The 19757-nt window shown below is 66.6% G+C and carries 16 protein-coding genes; 5 read left to right on the top strand and 11 right to left on the bottom strand.

Annotated features, from left to right (window positions below; genetic code table 11):
- Positions 1 to 117: 117 nt before the first annotated feature.
- The gene (locus DX923_RS00550; RefSeq protein WP_116111916.1) at positions 118 to 570 is read left to right on the top strand and encodes a pyridoxamine 5'-phosphate oxidase family protein; all 453 of its coding nucleotides are present in this window, start codon (positions 118 to 120) and stop codon (positions 568 to 570) included.
- A 214-nt stretch (positions 571 to 784) separates the two neighbouring features.
- On the opposite strand, the gene DX923_RS00555 is transcribed toward DX923_RS00550, so the two are convergent.
- The 6 genes from DX923_RS00555 to DX923_RS00580 all read right to left on the bottom strand — a co-directional run bounded on the left by DX923_RS00555 (position 785) and on the right by DX923_RS00580 (position 8956).
- Complete coding sequence (locus DX923_RS00555) at positions 785 to 2044, bottom strand: hypothetical protein (protein WP_116111918.1); 1260 nt, start codon at positions 2042 to 2044, stop codon at positions 785 to 787.
- Positions 2045 to 2119: 75 nt separating this feature from the next.
- On the bottom strand, positions 2120 to 3253 hold the full coding sequence (locus DX923_RS00560) for a glycosyltransferase family 1 protein (RefSeq protein WP_240322685.1): 1134 nt from the start codon (positions 3251 to 3253) through the stop codon (positions 2120 to 2122).
- Positions 3254 to 3344: 91 nt separating this feature from the next.
- On the bottom strand, positions 3345 to 4136 hold the full coding sequence (locus DX923_RS00565) for a hypothetical protein (protein WP_116111922.1): 792 nt from the start codon (positions 4134 to 4136) through the stop codon (positions 3345 to 3347).
- Positions 4137 to 4199: 63 nt separating this feature from the next.
- Positions 4200 to 5030: an ABC transporter permease gene (locus DX923_RS00570; RefSeq protein WP_116111923.1), complete on the bottom strand. Its 831-nt coding sequence runs from the start codon at positions 5028 to 5030 to the stop codon at positions 4200 to 4202.
- Positions 5027 to 7972, bottom strand: a complete 2946-nt coding sequence (locus DX923_RS00575) for an ATP-binding cassette domain-containing protein (protein ID WP_116111925.1) — start codon at positions 7970 to 7972, stop codon at positions 5027 to 5029. Before DX923_RS00575 ends, DX923_RS00570 begins: the two co-directional genes overlap by 4 nt.
- 96 nt (positions 7973 to 8068) lie before the next feature.
- On the bottom strand, positions 8069 to 8956 hold the full coding sequence (locus tag DX923_RS00580) for a D-hexose-6-phosphate mutarotase (RefSeq protein ID WP_116111927.1): 888 nt from the start codon (positions 8954 to 8956) through the stop codon (positions 8069 to 8071).
- A 240-nt stretch (positions 8957 to 9196) separates the two neighbouring features.
- On the opposite strand from DX923_RS00580, the gene DX923_RS00585 reads away from it, so the two are divergent.
- Positions 9197 to 10180: a 1-phosphofructokinase family hexose kinase gene (locus DX923_RS00585; protein WP_116111929.1), complete on the top strand. Its 984-nt coding sequence runs from the start codon at positions 9197 to 9199 to the stop codon at positions 10178 to 10180.
- Here the strand turns inward: DX923_RS00585 and DX923_RS00590 are convergent.
- Both DX923_RS00590 and DX923_RS00595 read right to left on the bottom strand, forming a co-directional pair.
- Positions 10164 to 10982, bottom strand: a complete 819-nt coding sequence (locus DX923_RS00590; RefSeq protein WP_116111930.1) for an HAD hydrolase family protein — start codon at positions 10980 to 10982, stop codon at positions 10164 to 10166. The two genes, DX923_RS00585 and DX923_RS00590, sit on opposite strands and share 17 nt — an antisense overlap.
- Positions 10983 to 11076: 94 nt before the next feature.
- The gene (locus DX923_RS00595; protein WP_116116065.1) at positions 11077 to 11865 is read right to left on the bottom strand and encodes an inositol monophosphatase family protein; all 789 of its coding nucleotides are present in this window, start codon (positions 11863 to 11865) and stop codon (positions 11077 to 11079) included.
- A gap of 154 nt (positions 11866 to 12019) precedes the next feature.
- On the opposite strand from DX923_RS00595, the gene DX923_RS00600 reads away from it, so the two are divergent.
- Positions 12020 to 12280: a hypothetical protein gene (locus DX923_RS00600; protein ID WP_116111932.1), complete on the top strand. Its 261-nt coding sequence runs from the start codon at positions 12020 to 12022 to the stop codon at positions 12278 to 12280.
- Between the two features lie 61 nt (positions 12281 to 12341).
- Positions 12342 to 15044 carry an aminopeptidase N gene (gene pepN, locus DX923_RS00605; protein WP_240322686.1) on the top strand — a complete coding sequence of 901 codons (2703 nt, stop codon included), beginning with the start codon at positions 12342 to 12344 and terminating at the stop codon, positions 15042 to 15044.
- A gap of 62 nt (positions 15045 to 15106) precedes the next feature.
- On the opposite strand, the gene DX923_RS00610 is transcribed toward pepN, so the two are convergent.
- The 3 genes from DX923_RS00610 to DX923_RS00615 form a co-directional block, all read right to left on the bottom strand.
- Positions 15107 to 16393: a MinD/ParA family ATP-binding protein gene (locus tag DX923_RS00610; RefSeq protein WP_162872676.1), complete on the bottom strand. Its 1287-nt coding sequence runs from the start codon at positions 16391 to 16393 to the stop codon at positions 15107 to 15109.
- A gap of 83 nt (positions 16394 to 16476) precedes the next feature.
- Complete coding sequence (locus DX923_RS16010; RefSeq protein ID WP_162872677.1) at positions 16477 to 16620, bottom strand: hypothetical protein; 144 nt, start codon at positions 16618 to 16620, stop codon at positions 16477 to 16479.
- 131 nt (positions 16621 to 16751) lie between these two features.
- Positions 16752 to 17942 (bottom strand): globin domain-containing protein, encoded by a 1191-nt coding sequence (locus DX923_RS00615; protein ID WP_346218091.1) that lies wholly within the window; start codon positions 17940 to 17942, stop codon positions 16752 to 16754.
- A 215-nt stretch (positions 17943 to 18157) separates the two neighbouring features.
- Here DX923_RS00615 and putP point away from each other — a divergent pair, with 215 nt between their 5' ends.
- The gene (putP, locus tag DX923_RS00620; protein WP_116111939.1) at positions 18158 to 19711 is read left to right on the top strand and encodes a sodium/proline symporter PutP; all 1554 of its coding nucleotides are present in this window, start codon (positions 18158 to 18160) and stop codon (positions 19709 to 19711) included.
- Positions 19712 to 19757: the final 46 nt, after the last annotated feature.

Raw genomic sequence — 19757 nt, forward strand, 5'->3', positions numbered from 1 at the left:
AACAGAGAAAGGCCAAGAAAGAAGTAGCCCGGATGTCGCAGAGCACCCAGGAAGACTGCTCTCCCTAGGCTGACACTCGAGCGCGCTATCCGGCGCGCGGGCGTAAGGAGGCAACCGATGACACCGTCTGCCGACAACGGGCCCGAGGGAGCCCGACCCGGAACGGCCCTCGACGAGGAAACCTGCCTGGGCATCCTCCGAGGGCTCGAATTCGGTCGACTGGCCTACCTGGTGAACGGACGGGTCGAACTGGTCCCGGTGAACTACGCGATACACCGCGACGAGATCGTTTTCCGCACCGCTGAAGGCAGCAAACTCGCCGGGGCACTGGCCGGCGACGAAGTGGTCTTCGAAGTGGACGAGATCACCGAGGAAAAAGCCACCAGCGTCATCGTGCGAGCCATCCCGCGCGCGCTGTCCCACGAGGAGGCACGCTGGTCCGATCAGATGCGCTTGCGCCCCTGGGTGGTCTCGGAGAAAGACCACGTGATCGGGCTCGCACCGACCCTGATCAGCGGACGCGCATTCAACCTGGCGAGACCCTGGCGCTCGCTGCGGCCCCACCCCTGAACCACGTCCCTCACCTGCCCCGACAACCAGCAACGGTTGAACCTGGGTACCGTACTCGACCGTACTCGTGAACCTGGGCACCGTACTCGGTGCTCAGGTTCACGTTGATCAGTGGTGAAGCTGGAAAACTCGGGGACAACCTCGACCTGGGCACCGAGTACGGTGCCCAGGTTCACAGGGGATGGAGGGTGAGGGTGAGAGGGAAGGTGAGGGGCTAGCGGCCCAGCAGATCGTCCCACCAGGTGTTGGTTTTCTGTCCGCTGCTGGTGCTTGCGGTCTTCTTCGCACTGGTGGGCTGCGGGTGATGTTCGCGTTCACGGCGGCTGGTCCGAGAACGCTCTACCGTGTCTGCCCGCATCACTCCGAACCGACGCACCTGCTCCTGAAGATGTTGACTCATGTGACCCTGCTGTTCGGCCCAGGGGTTGTCCGTCGCTACCGCATGGGGTGGCGGAATCGGCGCCACCACCTCGCTCTGCTTGAGAGCAGCGGTCTCCCCGACGGCCCGCAGGTCGACCACATAGGACGTGGGTGAGCCGGCGGCGTGCTCGCCATAGGTGTACTCGGCGTACATGGACCCGTCGGAACCACGGAAGGACACGCCGGTGTACACCGGATCGGGCATCCTCTCCTCGTCCTCCGGTGACAGCTGATCGGCGAAAGAGCCCTCGGTGGTGGCCGAGCCCGATGTCTTGTCGGACGAAGGCTGCCCGGTGACAGACGATTTTTTCTCCGCCGGCATGGCGACCGTCGAGAGTTCAGCACCCGGTTCACCGGAGGGTTCTTCCATCGATAACGAGTTGGAGGACGTCTCGGAGGCCGGCTGTTCCGCTGGTTCCACGACCTCCTCGTCGTCCTCGACGAGGGCTTGCTGGGGCGCAGTGAGTGGCTGTCGGTAGTCGGTGATCTCCAGGTATCCGTTGTCGGCGCGCACCCAGTCGCGGGAGATCGCGGTGTGGGCGATGCTGATCTCCCAGTCGGGCAACGAAAGCAGATCTTCTTCGGTGAGACGGCTGCCAGCCATGAGAGTCGCGGCCAGGTACAGGCTGCCGCCGTTGTCCCGGGCGACCCGCACTGCATTGCGGAAATCACCGTTCTGGGCCTCGGTCATCCGGCACAGGTCCACCCGACGTTTGGCCAGCGGGGACAACCGCTGCACCGCGCACATCACCTCAGGGGTGCGGGCGGCATGGACGTGCAACATCAGGGCCAGCTCTCCGGCGACATCACCGTCGGATTCGACGCGCCACAGGATTCCTGGAGGTCCGTCGAGCCCGGGATGGGTGCCGGGGGCTCCGGAGTCGGTGGCGCCTACGCGGGGCGGTGGGACGATGTCGCCGCTGGACAACTGCAATCTCAACAGATGCCAGGCATATCCGCTGGCTTCGTGGAGAAGAGCTATCCAGCGCGGTTGTATTCCCAGGTCTGATCGACTCTTGGTGCCTATCAGAATGCTGGCTGTGACTGCGCTCATCGTCGCCTCCCCCGTCACTGGTCGGCTTTTACGCCGTCCTTTCTAGGATAACGGGATATCGACGGAAAGAAAGGTTCACATGTGTTTCTCTGAAGAGAACCATTCTTGGACGGTCGTCACAATTGCGAGCTCGAAATCATCGTCATTGTGTGCACCTCTGATCCAATTAACAAAAGACCCTCCTTCCACGAGACGATTCAATTCGTTTCGGCATCGTTCGGTTTCGGTGACGGCGCGGAGAAGTAGGCCTTCGGCTTCCTCGACGGTGCGGTAGAAGAACGGGTAGTCGGCCGGGACGAGGGCCCGGGCCCAGGCGTGGTCGGGGAAGACCCCGATGGCGCCGGCCAGCATGGCCTCGACGTACTCCAGGCCGTAGGACTCCTCATCGGCGGTGGCCAGGAAGGCAGTGGTGCGGGCCAGGGCGTCCCAGTAGGCCTCTCGGGTTGTGGTCAGCGGGCCGACCCAGGCGTATTCCTTCGTGGAGAGGGACATGGCGATGTCGCTGACCAGGTGTGATTCGTGCAGTCGGACCTCCACCTTGATCGGGGTGCGCCGGGCAACCTGCTCGACGACCTCGGTGAAAGTACGGGGCTGTTTTCGGGCGTCCATCGTGATGGCCGGGTAGAGGACGACCGGGATCTCCGCATCGACCCGGGGGCGCACCCGTTCCACATTGATGCCGAGGTTCGCCCATGAGATGCGTGCTTTTTCGGCGAGCGGTTGGACGGTCCACCTGTGCACGACTTCGCGTACTTCTTCAGCGGTCCGCGACGAATTGCAGAAGGTGGGGAACATGGCGTACGACAAGCCCATTGCGGCGAAATTGACCCGGTGGTGGTAGATGGACGGGTTCTTCCACTCGAAGTTCATCAGCATCGGTTCGGCGCCAGAGCTGTGCAGAGTCTGCCAGACGGCCACGGAGTCGATGACGTCCATGTTGATGACGAGGGTGTCGCGGGCGTCGAGGAAGCTCAAAGGCATCACCGTGAAGCCATTCCCGCGTCTGTCCTGGGCGCCGATCAGGACCGGGTCGGGGAAGAGCCGTAGGAGACGGCGGACCAGGGTGATCCCGGCCGAGTGGCCGAGGAGTTCGCCGTATTCGTCGACGACCGGTGCTTGATCGAATGCCCCGTATTTCACCGCGACTCGCATGGTGAGCCTCCTGCTGCCGTGGGTCTCCCGGCCGGCGCTGCGGCCGCTCTCCTCCATAGGTACCACCGGGGCTAGCGGATCGATGCTGCTTTATGGGGTGAGTTCTCGAACGAGGCAGTTGTTTTCAGATTTGTTGGTGGCTCCAGGGTCAGTGGTGCACGAGCAGTCTTCGCGTGCCCCACACCGCCATCAGCATCCCGGCGACAGCCACCGGCATCAGGCCCGAACGCATCTGCTCACCCATCAACAGCATCCCGAAGATGCTCGGCACGATGGTGGCCACCAGATAATCGCTGCCCAGCGCCGCCACCGACGCACCGAAGGACAACCCCCGGGTCAACGCCCACTGCCCGACGACCATGCTCAAAGGCATCATCATCACCAACGTCCACGTGATCCCTGACCAGTCCCAGAAACGCACCAGATCCTGCCACGGGGCATCGGTGCCGACGAGGAAACGGGCCGAGATCGCCCCCACCCCGAAGGAGGTCCCCGAACACGCGCCGGACAGGGCGGACGTCCGGGCAAAGGGCACCAGACAGGCCACCAAGGCCAACAAACCCAGCGAGATCACGACATCACTCGCCTCCGGGGGGCGGGTCGTGCCCGGGACGACAGCCACCGCGACCGCGATGACCCCCAGGACGACCGCGCCCACGCTGAAAGCCTCGACGGGGCGCATACGGCGAACCCCCGTCACATGTTCCAGGAAAGCCGTGACCGCCAGCCCGCCAGCGATCGCCGACTGCACCAAGAGCAATGGCATCACCGTCCTGGCCATCACCGAAGCGCCGAAACCGATACCTTGCAGAGCAGTGCCGATCCACCACAGCTTGGAGTGCAGGGCGTTCCCGCTCTCCCGCGAGCCTGCTGCGAGAATCAGACCTGACCAGCCGTAAGCGGCGACTGCCGCGACAAGAGCGCATATGGCGACGAACACGAGATCCTTCTCAAAGGCGTCGAGCAGGCAGACGGAAACGTCGAACGATGCATCCTGCAGGGTTCAGGACAAGATGTCCTTACGTCTGAACAAGATATATGCCGTCGCGACCGTAGCAAGGAAATATACCGACGACCACAGCGCCCCACGCTGGATGTCAACCCATGAGATATCGCTGCTGAAAGCCTGGAACCACGTGCGCGAATACGCCATGGGCAAAGCGTGACGAAGGTCCCCCAAGGCGTCGATCGTCTGCAGGATCGACGAGATGATCGTCACCAATACGGCACCCCCGGCCGCGGCCAGCGGTGAATCAGTACGGGTTCCGATCAGGAAAGCGATACCGCACACCTGGAGAAGGGACACTGCGATACACGCCGTGCCGAGCACCAGCCGGGGGAGGAACTCCGCCCACCCCAACGTGAACCCTCCGGTCGCCGTATACGGGGCCCACCCGTACGCCAATCCGCCGACCACCACCGCCGAACCCACCAGGACGACCACCGCCGCCACCGTGCACCCCAGCGCGACCGCCAACTTCGCCGTCAACAGACGCGCCCGAGGCACCGGCGCAGCCAACAGGTAGCGCAGCGACGACCACGACGCCTCCGACGGCAAACTGTCACCGGCGAACAAGGCAGCCACGACGATCAACAAGAAATCGGCAGCAGCGAACACCGTGAAGATCGTGAAATTCGCCGAACCCTGCTGCGCCAGATCCACCAGGCGAGCAGCAGACCCGCCCGACCGGTCGCGTTCCCCGAAGGAGAACGCCACCACCAGGACGACCGGCAAAGCCATCAGGAGCGCGTAGGACCACACCGTGCGTCGCCTCCGCAACTGCCTGCGCAGTTCGACATGCCAGGCCAGCGGGCGGCGGGAAAAAGTACTCATCGTGGCCTTATCTGTCGTGCCGATTCGACGTCCTCCGCGGCGATCACACCGAGGAAGACCTCCTCCAGATGCCGACGGGCGCCGACCGTGAGGATCCGCCCACCAGCGGCGGACACCGCCGTGACCACCTCGGGGCGTGGCAGCTCCGCGTGCACGACCAGCCGAGTGCCACCCTCTTGAAGGTCGACCTCGACGGCCTCGATCCCGGCGGAGTCACGCACTGCCGCCGCGACCCGCTCAGCCTCGACGGCATCCGCCGAGATCTCCACGACCGTGGTCTCCGCGCTGTCGACCAGCTCCGGCACCGCACCGGTCAACACCACCCGCCCCCGATGCATGACCACCACGTGCGAACAGGTCATCTCCACCTCGGAGAGCAGGTGACTGGACACGACGACCGTGCGCCCCGTCTCGGCATAACGCCGCAGCACCGGCCGCATCGCCGCGATCTGCGGCGGGTCCAAGCCGTTCGTCGGCTCGTCGAGAAGCAGGACCTCCGGCATCCCCAACATGGCCTGCGCTATCCCGAGCCGCTGCTTCATCCCCTGGCTGTACGACCTCACCGGACGTTCCAAGGCGTCACCCAGCGCAGCGACCTCCAAGGCTTCGTCGAAACAGGCCTCCTCCCGAGGCCGACCTGTCGCATCCCAGTAGGCCTCCAGGTTCGCCCGCCCCGTCAGATGCGGCAGGAAACCGGGTCCTTCGATGAGCGCACCGATCCCGGCGAGCGCCGGCGACCCGGCATGCACCGGCCGGCCGTGGACGTGGACATCTCCCGCATCGGGGGAGATCAGGCCGACGATCATCCGGATCGTGGTGGTCTTTCCTGCACCATTCGGGCCCAGGAGTCCCACCACCTGGCCTCGTCCGGCCTGCCAGGACACGTCGTCGACTGCGCGATGCCCGTCGGCATAGGTCTTCACCAGGTGCGACACCGACAGGGGTACTTCGGCAAGGTCTTCCCGGGTGTGGGCGGCATCGCCGCTTCGTCTTCTCAGGACGATGACAGCCGTGGTGGCGCCGATGACGGCGAGGAGAACGCCTAAGGCGATCAGCAGACCGACGACTTCGCCGTCCCAGGACTCCTCGGTGGTGGACGCCGTGGGCAGGGTCGGGGCGGACAGGGCGTCATCGGCCAGGGACACCGTGTACGAGCGGGCATCGGTCGGGGTCGCGAAAGCCGAGTCGGAGGAGGAGACCAGGACTCGCCAGGTCGTGCCCTGGTCGAAGGTGAAGGTTCCGGCGGGCAGCGCGACGTCGACGGTGGTGGGGACGCCGGGTGTGGTGGCGATCTTGACCGGGGCGACCAGCTGTTTCGCTGGGGAGGGGGTGCCTGAGACGACCTTCCACAAGGAGACGAAGAAGGTCGCGTCGGTGGCCGACGAGGTGACTTTCAGACGTACTCGCGGGGCGCCGACCACGGTGGTCGGTGAGGCCACCGGTGTGGTGTCGAGAGCCAGGTGTTGCCCGGGCAGTGCCGCCAATCGGTAGCTTGCGGCGGACATGGCATCGCGGGCGAGGCTTCCGGCGCCGGGGACGGCGGACACCGCGGCCGGGTCGCCGCCGGGTGGGGAGAGGATCGTTCCGGTGCGTCCCGGGTCGGCGAACGGTAGCCGTATCGCGTCCGTGCGGGTGGGTCCGCCTGTTCCGGGGTAGGTCTCGGCGGAGCTCTGTTTGTCTGCGGCGCCACGCCGGCCGGCTTTCACCGGGTAGACGAATCCCGGCATCGGGAGAGAGCGGGCGGCTCGCTGCTGTGCAGGTTCGTCACCTCGCAGGTAGGTGTCGAACCAGGGCAGGTAGGTGCTGTCAGGTGCGGGGACCTTGCCGCCGTCGTGGCCTCCGGAGATCCAACGGACGGCGACGGGTGTCCCGTCGGCGGCGATCTGCCGGGCATTGGCGTCGGCGGCGTCCAAGCCGAACAGTGAGTCGTTCGCTCCTTGGACCAGCAAGGTCGGGACGTTGATCCGGGCATTCGTCCGGGCCGGGCTGCGGCGTCGCATCTCAGCGATCATCTGCTCGGAGGGTGCGCCCTTCTGCGCCGTCTCCAGGAACAGCCGGCACACCGTCGGGTCGAACCGTCCGCAGGGTGTCGCCCCGGTGGATGGCGGGGTCGTCTTGGTCGCGCCCTCCGCGGTCTCGGTGGATTGCGTTGATGGCGGTGTCGACTCAGGGTCCTCTGCGCCGGGCACGGCCAAGCCTGCGCCGCGCCCCAGCCCCGCGGCGAAGAACATCGACGCCCAACGTCGTTTGAAGACACCGATCTCACCGGGCGCGTCGCCGTCGTGTGGAGCCAATGCTGCCGCCGAACCGGGAAGGTTCGCGGCGATACTGCTGGGGAAGAAAGCCTCCGCGAGGTCGTTCCAGGTGACCCCGGCGGCCAGGGCGTCGATGCGCTGGTCGAGCGCCCCACCGATCAAGGTCGCCGCTCCGCCGTAGGAACTGCCGGCCATCCCGACCCGTGGGTCGTTCTCCCCGTCGGACTGCACGTCTTCGCGGGAGGCCAGGAGATCCACCAGACGGGAGACGTCTTTCCCGTCGACCTGCGGGTCCTGAAGGTGGATCCGGCCCCCGGACCGTCCGAATCCACGCGCCGAGTAGGCGAGTGCGACATAGCCGCGTCCAGCGAGTTCCCGGGCGTCCCGGTCGAGATCTTTCCGGGAGCCACCGAACCCGTGGGCGAGGATCACGGCTGGACGGCGACCCTCGCCGGTGGGTGCGTAGATCGCAGCGTCCAGGGTGACCGGGGTGCCGTCGGGTTCAGGGTCTGCGGTGACCGTCACGGCCTGCGGCTCCCCGGTGAATTCCTGCCGGGGAGGAGCAGCGGGCAGGGCAGCGGACGCCAAGGGCGCCGACAGCGCCAGCACCGTTGCAGCGGCCAGCGCCGCCGCAGCGCGGGCCTGTCGGATACGCCGGGGGGATCCACCCCGGGTGGGAGCCGTCATCGTCACCTCGTCAACTCACGTGTCGACGGACACCCTACGGGGACAACCTATGTGCGAGCTCCGCGTGGAATCGGGGATATCTGTGGAATCAGCCGGTCACTCCGCGTGTGTGTCGACGGCGACCGTCTGGCGCAGCGTGTGCGACTCCCCCGGCGCGAGGGCCAACGCGGTGCGTGCCACATTGGCGGCCTCGACGCAGAGCATGCGGCGCCAATCCTCGTCGTCGAGATCGTTCAGGGCGGCGGCCTTCGTCTGCCAGGGGTTCCACAGCACCGTCGAACCCGAGTTCTCCTTCGTCACGAGCAGGGTCCGTCCGGCAGCCTCGTCCAGGACACGCACCTCACCCTCGTGGGCGTAGATCCGGTCGGTCTCCCGGGCGAAGGACACCTGACCGTACTGGGCGTTGACCGCGCGACCACCGGGAGCCTTGTCGGCATAACGACAACCATCGAAGCCATCGACCTTCACCTGCGTGATGTCGTCCACAGCCAGGTAGGTGTGCAAGGCCACCTCCAGAGGCAACTCGGCCTCGCCCGCCGTGACCGTCAGCCGCAGATCGAGGGTCTTCCCGAAGGAAACCTCGTACCGGGCATGGCAACCCGAGGGGAATTCCTCCCGCGAACCATCGCTGTCCAACCCGAGAACCAAGATCACGACACCCTGGTCCTCCCGGGCCTCGACAAGGGTCCACCGGCTGATCCGGAAGATGCCGTGCGCGGGCTCCTTCGCATTGCCCGCGCCACGTCCGAACCACGGACCACACAACGGGACCCCACCACGGATCGCCCGACCCGCAGAGAACTCGGCTTTCTCGGAGAGGAAGAGCACCGGGGCAGCACCTTCCGGTGCCCACCCGGTCACCGTGGCACCGTCCAGATACAACTCGCCGGTGCACAACGACGTCTGTACCCGCAGACAGGGCAGACCGCCGTGACCGTCGACCTGGGTCACGGACTCGGGAAGAGGCAAGGTTGTCGGCACCATGAATCGACGGTAACCGTTGAACGAGGCGAATCGCGGTAACCGGGAAGATGATCAGAGTGTCCGATTGCGCACCACCGACCGTTTTCCCTAGCGCAGGAAAAGACCTCCGACTACGGCCAGACCGGACACGCGTCCAGTTGCTCTGTCATCGTAGAATCCTGAGGACGTACTGCATTCGCTCGGGCGTGAAACGCAGAACAAGTTGGTGCCCGGCAGAGCCGCCGAAAACGGGGAGACCCCATGATCCTGACCGTCACGCCCAATGCGGCGTTGGACATCTCCTACGAGGTCGACACGCTCAGGCCGGGCGAGGTCCACCGGGTCGGTGAAGTCCGTTCCCGAGCTGGTGGCAAGGGCGTCAACGTCACCTCGATCCTGATGGCGATGGGCTACCAGACCCTGGCCACCGGATTCGCCGGAGGACCTTCCGGGCAGACCCTCCTCGCCGACCTCACCGACCGCGGTGTCCCCCACCTGTTCACCGACGTCATCGGCCCCTCACGGCGCATCGTCTCCGTCCACGACTCCACCGGAGCCGTCACCAAGTTCAACGAGCCCGGACCCCGGCTTCCGCTGGCCTCCTGGGAACAGCTGCGCACCGCGCTCGAACCACTCGTCGCTGGACCGGCCACCGCGCTCGTCTTCTCCGGGAAACTTCCCACCGGCTCCCGCCCCGGATCCTCCGCGAAGATCCTCGACCTCGCCCGCGAACACGGAGTGCCCACCGTTATCGACGCCGCAGGGCCGGCCCTCGACGAAGCACTGCGCAGCGAACCCACCGTCGTCAAACCCAACCGGTGGGAACTCCAGGACTTCTTCCCTGAATGCGGCCTGATGGAAGGCGCCCGCCGACTCCGTGAACGCGGCGCGAAGAACGTCATCATCACTCTCGGCGACCAAGGACTGCTGCTCCTGCCCGCCACCGGACCGGCCCTGCACGCCTACCTGACCGAGCGGCAGAGCGGAGACTCCACCGGGGCGGGCGACGCGCTCGCCGCCGCCGTGGCCACCGGTATCGGGCAAGAGCCCTGGTCCGTGCTCGTACGGCGGGCCGTGGCCTGGTCAGGGGCCTCCGTACGGCAGCCCCTGACCGGGCTGGTCGACCCCCAGGACGTGCAAGCCCTGGAGGGCCTCGTCGTGGTGGACGAGATCAGCGCGGACATCGAGCCCGACATCGAACCGACACGCGACCGTGCCGACGACCGGCTCAGCCGGCGGCAATGACTCCCAGCTCGACCAGGTGACCGATCGCGGTCGCCAGGTCGGGGCAGTCGAAACGGCGCTGATCCGGCCCGGCGGGGTCCAGCAGGGTCGAACGTAGCGGGGCCATCGCCATCGCCGTCCCGGCCTTGCTCAACATGCCCAGGTCGTTCTCCCCGTCGCCCATCGCGATGACCTGGTCCCAGCCGATGCCCAGATGATCGGTCAGGACGTCGCCGCCCTTGGTGGCGGCGGCCTCGGCCCGGACGATGTCGAAATATCCCGGGTAGGACTGCACCGCTGCCAGGTCGCGCTGGGCATCGATGCGTTCGAGGACCTGACGTTGGCGCCGCGACAGCGGGAAGGCCAGCATCTTCACGATGTCGTCCCGGTCGCTGAAGGAGCCCACCGTGGCCTGGGCTCCGACGTAGTGGGATTCGGCAGTGACCCGTTCGTTGACCGATTCCACGATCCAGGCGTCGTCGGTGTACGCCCAGAGCTCCATGTCCGCTTCAGCGGTCTGGGCGGCGATCCAGGAGACCGTCTCGGGGCTGATCGAACGGTTCGCCAAGGTCGTCCACCCGTCATCGGTCCGCGCCTGGACGAGGGAACCGCTGCCCGGAGCGATCAGGGAGATCTGGGGGAATTCCTTGGCCGACCCGTGCAACGATTCGGTGTTTCGCCCCGAGCACAGGGCCACGACCAGGCCGGCGTCGTGCAGAGCTTCGATGAGATGGGCCGCAGAAGGCTTCCATCCGCTCTCGTCGCGCAGGGTGCCGTCGACATCCAACATGGCCAGTCGGGGCATCTTCCGGACGTCGTTCATCGTTGTTCCTTCCCACAGGGATATCGGTGATCTCGAAGCGGCCGCGAACAGACTCCCATCAGCGACCGAGGCAGGCGGGACAGGCGGCCCAGGGTCAGGGCATCAAGTGGCGTACCCGTGGGAAGACCGTGTCCCACACCTGCGGGGACGCGGCCACGAGCAGGCCTCCAGGCCGGTATTCACCCGGCCGGTAGGCCGACCCGTCCGGTCTGCGCACGACCCCGCCGGTCTCCTCCAGGAACAAGGCGCCCGGGGCGTGATCCCACGGGAAGGTGTTCGTGTAGAGGATCGCTTGCGCTTTCCCGGTGATCACCCACGGATAGTCGACTCCGCAACACCAGGCTGACGGGCTGAGCGTCAGGTCACCGTGCACCCCTTCATGGGTGGGCCGACTGGTCAGCACCCGCAATGTCGTCGGGTCGACGTCCTCCCCGGGCCAGGCCGGGCCGAGGCGCACTCCGTCGGCGAAAGCCCCGGCTCCGCGTTCGGCGACGAAGGCGTGCCCCAGCTCAGGTTGCCAGATCCAGGCGCGGACCGTCTCACCGCGTTTCAGTTCGGAGACCATGACCGCGTGTTCGGCGCGACCGTGGACGAAGTTCTTGGTGCCGTCGACCGGGTCCACGGTGTAGGCGTGTTCGGCGGTGGCCAGTTTCCCGAGCAGGGTGTCGTCGGCGCTCGTCGCTTCTTCCCCGACGACCAGGACGGAGGGGTTGTCGGCGAGCAGCGCCGCGGTGATCAGGACCTCGGCCTCACGGTCGGCGACCGTGACCAGGTCTCCTGGCTTCTTCTCTATCACCTCGCCGCTGGCCAACGCCCGGAAACGCGGGGTGATGACCTGGGCGGCGACATCCTGCATGAGTTCGAGTACGGCCTGAGTGTCCACGTATCTCACCGTCTCACACCTGCCGCGTCGGATGATCATCCGCTCTGGTTGCGCCGGGAAGACGGCACTCCGGTGATATTCCACGCAAAGCCATCATCTTCACGGGCGAGGAGCCGATGGGGCAGATGCGCCAAACCAGGACCAGAAGGCTCAGGTGCAGAAGATCCGCACCGAGATGACCGCGTGGATCACCGCAGTGCGTGCTGAATTCGAGTTGCTTGCTACTGATCGCACGAAGGCGGTCGGTCTGGCCTTCGGCACCAATCGTGATCTGCGCAAGATCTACGAAGGGGATCTCACCGAGGCGATCGAGACCGGGTTGCTCGCCTGGCGGCTCGCTGCGCGAGTTCTCGCTCCGATCCGCGCTCAGGTGGACGGGCTCCAGAATGTCGCGCACGGTGATCTGACCGGCTGAGTGCAGCGAATCACGTGTGATCTCCGGTTTTCTCGCCTGACCGGGCGATAGCGTGGCGCAGGTGACGACGAACCTGAGCCGTACGGACACGCGGCACCGCAGCGCCCGGGTGAACATCTCCAGCTACCAGGTGGAGATCGACCTGTCGGAGAGCGCCGATCAGGCCTCCGACACCTTCCCCACGTCCAGCACGATCACGCTGGCCAGCCGGGAACCGGAGACTTTTCTGGACTTCATCGGGGCCTCGGTGGACGAGGTCCTGGTCAACGGGGAGTCCCGTGAGGTCGACTACGACGGAGCCCGGATCCGGGTGACCGGTCTGCGCACCTGCGCCGACCCCGCAGCGTTGGTCCCTGTCGACCGCCGTCCGAACCTGAGCGACCACCTGGTGGCCAGCTCCTTGAACACGATCACCGTCCGGGGTCGTGCCCGGTACAGCCGCAGCGGGGAAGGCCTGCACCGCTACCTCGACCCGGCCGACGGGAACACCTACCTGTACACCCAGTTCGAGCCCTCGGACGCGCGTCTCGTCTTCGCGAACTGTGAACAGCCCGACCTGAAGGCCGTCTTCGAGGTCACGGTCACCGCGCCTGCCGAATGGGAGGTGCTCGGCAACCAGCCGGAGGTCTCCCGGGCGGACGCGGGGACCTCGACCAGTGGGCAGGCCTTGGTGCGCTGCTGTTTTGCGCCGACCCCGCCCCTGTCGACCTATCTGGTGTGCGTGGCCGCCGGACCGTACCGGCGATGGTCGGATTCATGGACGGGGACGGTCCTCGACCATGCCACCGGTGTGGAATCGACCTTGACGGTGCCGCTGTCGGTGTTCTGCCGGCGCAGTCTCGCGGAGAGCTTCGACCCGGAGAACGTGCTGACGGTCACCCGCCAGGGGTTCGACTATTTCCACGAGCTCTTCCGCAGCCCGTACCCGTGGGGGAAGTACGACTCGATCTTCGTCCCGGAGTACAACCTGGGCGCGATGGAGAATCCCGGCCTGGTGACCTTCTCCGACAGCGCGTATGTCTTCCAGTCCGGGTCGACCCGGGCCGATCACGAGCAGCGCGCCAACACGATCCTGCACGAGATGAGCCACATGTGGTTCGGCGACCTGGTCACCCCGCAGTGGTGGGACGACCTGTGGTTGAAGGAGTCCTTCGCCGACTACATGGGATCGGCGGCCAGCGCGGAGGCCACCGAGTTCACCGAGGCATGGACGGCCTTCTGTGCTCGACGTAAGGGGTGGGCCTACCGGGCCGACCAGCTGCCGACGACTCATCCGATCGTCGCGGACATCCCCGACGTGGAGGCTGCGGAGCAGAATTTCGACGGCATCACCTACGCCAAGGGTGCGGCCGTGGTGAAACAGCTGATCGCCTACGTCGGGCAGGAGGCCTTCCACTCGGCGATCCGCGCCTACTTCGCCGAGCACGCTTATGGTTCGACGACACTCGCAGATGTCCTGGCCGCGCTGGAGGAGCACAGCGGACGTGAGCTGACCTCGTGGTCGAGGTTGTGGTTGGAGACCACCGGCATGTCGACCCTGACCCCGCAGGTACAGGCCGACCAGGACGGACGCATCGTCGACCTGTCGATCTGCCAGGAGGGGCACGACCTGGTGTCCGGGGGGCCGGTGGTGCGCCCGCATCGGCTGGTGGTGGGCTTGTACACCCGTCAGGGGGAGGAACTGTGCCGGACCGACCGGATCGAACTGGACCTGGTCGAGCCGGTCACCTCGGTGCCGCAGGTGGTGGGGAAACCGGCGCCGGATCTGATCGTGGTGAACGACGACGACCTGACCTATGCCAAGGCCCGGTTGGACGAACGGTCCCGGGAGACGGCGTTGACGTCCTTGACCTCGATTTCGTCGTCGTTGACCAGGGCATGCCTGTGGGCAGCGTTGTGGAACGACTGCCGGGACGGTCTGCTCCCGGCCACGAGTTTCGTGTCCTTCGTGATGGATCAAGCACCGGCCGAACCCGGGGTGGCTCTGGTGACGACGGCCCTGCAACGGGCGGTCGACGCGGCGCACTCGTTCGTACCGAAACCTTCTCGGGCGGCGGCGGTGGAGTCGATCGTGGAGACGGCTTGGCAGCGGTTGCACGACGGATCGGCCGGCCCGGACCATCAGCTGGCGTGGGCGAGGGCGCTCGCGTCGGCGTCGTTGAGCTGTGACAGCCGGGCTGTGGAGATCCGTGAGCTGTTGGACGGAGGTGCGGAGGTGCCCGGTCTGGTGGTCGGTCCGCAGCTGCGCTGGCAGTTGTGGCGGGCGTTGGCGGCGACAGGTCATGCCGGGGAGCAGGAGCTCGCCGAGGAGCGGCACCGGGATGCCACGTCGGCGGCTCCGGTGCGTCACCGGTTGGCGGTGGCCAGTATGCCGAGCGCTCATGCGAAACAGTCGGCCTGGACGGCGGCGGTCGCCGATGACCGGTTGACGAACGAGGAACTGTCCGCCTCCGCGGCAGGTTTTGCGACGCCGGGTCAGGAATGGCTCCGGGAGGACTACGTCGATTCCTATTTCGCGATGCTGCGTGAGCTGTGGGCGGGGCGGAGCACGGAGCTCGCCGACCGGGCGGTGATCGGTCTCTTCCCGGACGCCGGTGACCTGCGGGTGGGGCTGCCTCCTGAGGAGCATCGGCTTCCGGCTGCGGGCCTGGCCTGGTTGGCGGGGAATCCGGATGCGCCGGGGGCCTTGCGTCGGCGGGTGACCGAACTGGTCGACGAGGCGATGTGGTCCTTGCGGGTCCAGGGGTATTTCGCGACGTCCTGACGGGCTTCGGGGCTTCGCAGGTGGCGGCGCGGCTGGCTGGGCCGGTGCCCCGCCGTATCGGTTCAGGCTTCGCTGGCGAATGATTCGAAGCGGCCGTCGGAGGCATCGAGGAGGGATGCTGCGAGCACGGTCAGTGCCATGTGGGTGGCTTCGCTCAACTTGCTGATGTCGATGGGCCCACCCATGGCCAGGTGGGGGTCTTCCGGCGCGGTCAAGACCGGGACTCCGGTGTCCGACAGCTGCTGCGCTGCTGCTTCGGCGGTCATTCCGGTTCTTCGTCCGGTCTCCACGACGACGGCTCGGATGCGCAGGGCGGGCACTCCGCCACGGCGGACTCGGTCCAGGGTCGCTCGGCAGGATTCCACGCCGTCCATGGAAGGAGCGGTGATCACGGTGGCGGCGTGGACGTCGCGCAGGATCATGGCGGCGCCGCTGTCGGGCCGGGCGCACCCCAGGTCGATGATGGTGACTGCGCGTGTTCGGCTCAACGATTCCACCAGGTCACCGGCGATGGCCGGGACCATGGATTCCTCGGGCGGCAGCACGGCAGCGAATCTTGCTGCCACTCCTAGCAGGTCCACCCCGGCTTGGCCCAGTTGCACGGCGTCGCGTTGGGCGAGCAGCTCTTCCAGGTGGATGGAGTGGGTGTCGCCGAGCCGACGCCGCATGCTGCCCCGGTCCGGTGCTGCTCCGACCAGGGCGATCCGATCGGTGCGCAGCCCGCCCATGATCGATCCCAGGGTTACTGCGGTGCTTGTCGCTCCGCAGCCGCCGGCGGCGGCGACCACGGCGATCCTCCGCCCGGAGGACATCGGGCGTTGTACGGCCTGGCTGGCCAGGGCCAGGTCGTCCGGGGTGGCGTCGGCCCACGGCTGGAGGGGCGCGCTGACCCGTCGCCGTCGGCTGTTCCGGTCGCGTCTCAGCCGGGGTTCGGCGGCGATGTCCTCTTTGACCAGGAAGAGGGTCGGCTCACCTGGTGGCGCGAGCCCAGGTGGCGGTCCGGGTGCGGCGGGTGGTGTCGGTTCGGTGGGTGGTGTCGGCGCCAGGCGGGTGGAGGAGAAGTTGAGGAAGGTCGTCGGCTGATCGTTCTCCGGGATGACGACGGATCCGGGGCGGGCAGGCGCAGGCGGGACATCTGCTTCGGGGGGGAGGGGAGCGGCGGTGTCGCTCTCGGGAAAGCTCTCTTCGGCGAGGAGGTGGCCGGGGACGGCCCACCTCTGGTCTTCTTCTCGGGCTGCGCTGCGGCGCGGGAGTATCGGCGTTTCGGGTGCGGTCCGCGGCGGCGGACGCACTTCTGGTGGGGTGCCGACGGCGTCCTCGCTGCGCGAGGGGATGTTTCCCGGGCCCACCCGCAATACCGTACCGTTGCCGCAATCTGACGAATTACGCCGCCCCTGTCGTGAATTTGGTTGCCAGGGAGTTGCTTTCCAATTCATCGGGATGCTCGTGCCGTCTCCGCGGGCCGGACGGTGGTGGGGACGGCGAGGAAGGACGGGCGGCACGCCGAGGAGCGGGACGTCGCTGGTCGGATGTGGACTGCGACGCCGATGAGCTGCTCGTCGTGGGTGTGCGACACAGGAACCTCCCTGGCGTGCGTCCCCTCACGATAGGTGGCGGTCGGCGACGGCCGTCGAGGCTCTCCCCCTTCGGAACAGGCTGCGGCCGGGGCCTGCGGTTCTTCAGTCCCCGGCCGCAGCTCGGCTCAACTCAGGCGGCGGGGTTCTGCGCCCACAGGTCGGGTCCGAAGACCTCGTAACGGATGCGGTCGGCAGGTACTCCGCGGTTGAGCAGGGTGCGTCGGGCGGCGCGCATGAAAGGCAGCGGGCCACACATGAAGACGTCGAGCTCGTCGGGCAGGTCGATGGTGGACAGGTCCATCAGCCCGTGGACGGCACCGCGGCCGGTCGCGGCCTCGTCGGTCTCCTCGTACCAGAGATGGGAGGCGACCTGCGGGAGCCGGTCGGTGGTGGCGCGCACGCTGTCGTACAGCGGGTGGGCACCGGCGTTCCGATCGGCGTGGGCCAGCAGGACGGGCCGTTGGGAGCCCTGTTCGGCGAGGCTGTCGACGATGGCGGCCATCGGGGTGATGCCTACTCCCGCGCTGACGAGCAGCAGGGGTGTAGTCGATTCCTCGAGGACGACGTCGCCGCAGGGGATGGAGACCTGGAGGACGGTGCCGACGGGGCATTCGTCGTGCAGCATCGTGCTGACCAGACCGGCAGGGCTTTCACCGTGGGCACGAACGCGGCGCACGGTGATCTGCATCCGGTCGGTCCGGGGCCCGCTGGACAGGGTGTACTGCCGGGGCTGGGTGCTCCCGTCGGCGAGGCGGGCGTTGACGGTGACGTACTGCCCGGGCAGGTGACGGGGAACCGCGCTGCCGTCGACGGGTTCGAGGGTGAGGGTGAGGATCTCTCCGGGGACCTCGTCGTGACGTCCGGTGACCCGGTAGTCGCGCCAGGGCTGCTCGGGGTCGACGCCGTTGAGGGCGTAGATCCGGGCTTCTTCGGCGGCGAGTTGCAGGGCGAACAGCCAGTAGACCTCGTCCCAGGCGGCAGCGACCTCGGGGGTGACGGCCTCACCGAGGACGTCCTTGATCGCGGCCATCAGGTGGTGTCCGACGATCGTGTACTGGGTGGCGGTGATGCCCAGGGAGACATGCTTGTGGGCGATGCGCTCCAGGACGGGGCGGAAGGAGGGGGCGTCGGGGTCGATGAGCTGGACGGCGTAGGCGACGACGGAGGCGGCGAGTGCCTGGGCCTGTTCGCCCAGGGCCTGGTCGGCCTTGTTGAAGATGTTCAGAAGTTCGGGGTGGGCGGCGAACATCCGTGGGTAGAAGTTGGAGGTGATGGCGACGGCATTGTCGGCGACGACGGCGGCGGTCGCCTTGACGATCACTTCGGACTCATTCGAGAGCAGCGGCGGCACAAGAACTCCCATCAATTTCAAGGACTATGGTCCTTAAAATACATTCCTTCTCTGAAAGAGGCCCGGCGGGTCGAATCGGAGGCTCCCGGGAGATATCCGTCAGAACTGCTTCGTCACAGATCGTGCTGAAGCCCCCATCTGCGGATAACCTCCAGGAATCACACCCGCCTGAGCAAGGAAGAACAATGAACGAAACGTTCTGGCAGGGTCTCGCGATGGTGATCTACCTCGGAGGAATGCTCCTCATCGGTTGGTGGAGCTATCGCCGAACCCACAACCTCGACGACTACATGCTGGGCAGCCGGGACCTCTCCCCGGCCGTCGCCGCGCTCTCCGCGGGCGCTGCCGACATGTCCGGCTGGCTGCTGATGGGTCTGCCCGGCGCGATCTACAAGGCCGGGCTCGTCGAAGGATGGATCGCCGTCGGCCTCACCATCGGTGCCTGGCTCAACTGGAAGTACGTCGCGCCACGGCTGCGCTCGTACACCCAGGTCGCGGACAACTCCATCACCGTGCCCAGCTTCCTGGGCAACCGCCTCCACGACACCAGCAGACTCCTGCGCGTCGTCTCCGGCGTCATCATCCTGGTCTTCTTCACCTTCTACGTCAGCTCCGGCATGGTCGCCGGCGGTGTCTTCTTCGAATCCAGCTTCGGCCTGGACTACCGCTGGGGAATGCTGCTCGTCGCCGGAGTCACCGTGACGTACACCCTCTTCGGCGGTTTCCTCGCCGTCTCCTACACCGACTTCGTGCAGGGCATCATGATGGTGCTCGCACTCGTCCTCGTGCCGATCAGCGGCCTCATCGCGGTCGGCGGATGGGGCAATTTCACCGATGCCGTGTCCGCCGCGGACGCCCAGGCCGGAATCGACCGCTTCGCGCTCTTGCCCAAAGAGATGACGGCGGTGGCCGTCATCGGCATCATCTCCGCGCTGGCCTGGGGTCTGGGTTATTTCGGCCAGCCGCACATCATCGTGCGTTTCATGGCTCTTCGCTCGGTCGCCGAAGCGAAAGCCGGACGCCGGATCGGTATCGGGTGGATGCTTTTCGCCGCGGTGGGGGCGATCTCGACAGCGCTGGTCGGGGTGGCCTATTTCCAACGTCAGGGCGAGCATCTGGCCAACCCGGAGACGGTGTACATCCGACTCGGGCAGATCTTCTTCCATCCGTTGATCGCAGGTTTCATGTTGGCCGCGGTGCTCGCCGCGATCATGTCGACCATCTCCAGCCAGTTGCTGGTCACGGCATCGGCACTCGTCGAGGACGTCTACAAGGCCTTCGGTGGTGCGGAGAAGGCCGACGCCCACCACGTACTCATGGGGCGGCTCGCCGTCCTCGGGGTGTCCGTGATCGCGGCCGCGATGGCCTGGAACCAGAACGACACCATCCTTCAACTGGTGGCTTTCGCCTGGGCCGGGTTCGGTGCCGCTTTCGGGCCGATCGTGGTGCTCTCCCTGTACTGGCGCAAGCTCACCATGTGGGGAGCGCTCAGCGGCATGATCACCGGTGCGGTCACCGTCGGGATCTGGGGCAAGCACCTCTTCGGGAAGGAAGGCGTCTTCGCGCTCTACGAGATCCTGCCCGGCTTCCTGGTCTGCGGGGTCGTGGCCGTCGTCGTCAGTCTGGCGACCTACCGGCCGGACCCGAAGATCGACCTGGAGTTCGACGAGGCCTTGAAAGCTCTTGAAGGATTCACCGCGGAGGAAGAACCTGGTGTGACGCCTACAGCTACCACGTGAGGTGCTCCTGGAAAACCCCACCAGGGAGGCGCCCCTGAGGTGGGGC

Source organism: Austwickia chelonae, assembly GCF_003391095.1.
Lineage (GTDB): Bacteria > Actinomycetota > Actinomycetes > Actinomycetales > Dermatophilaceae > Austwickia > Austwickia chelonae_A.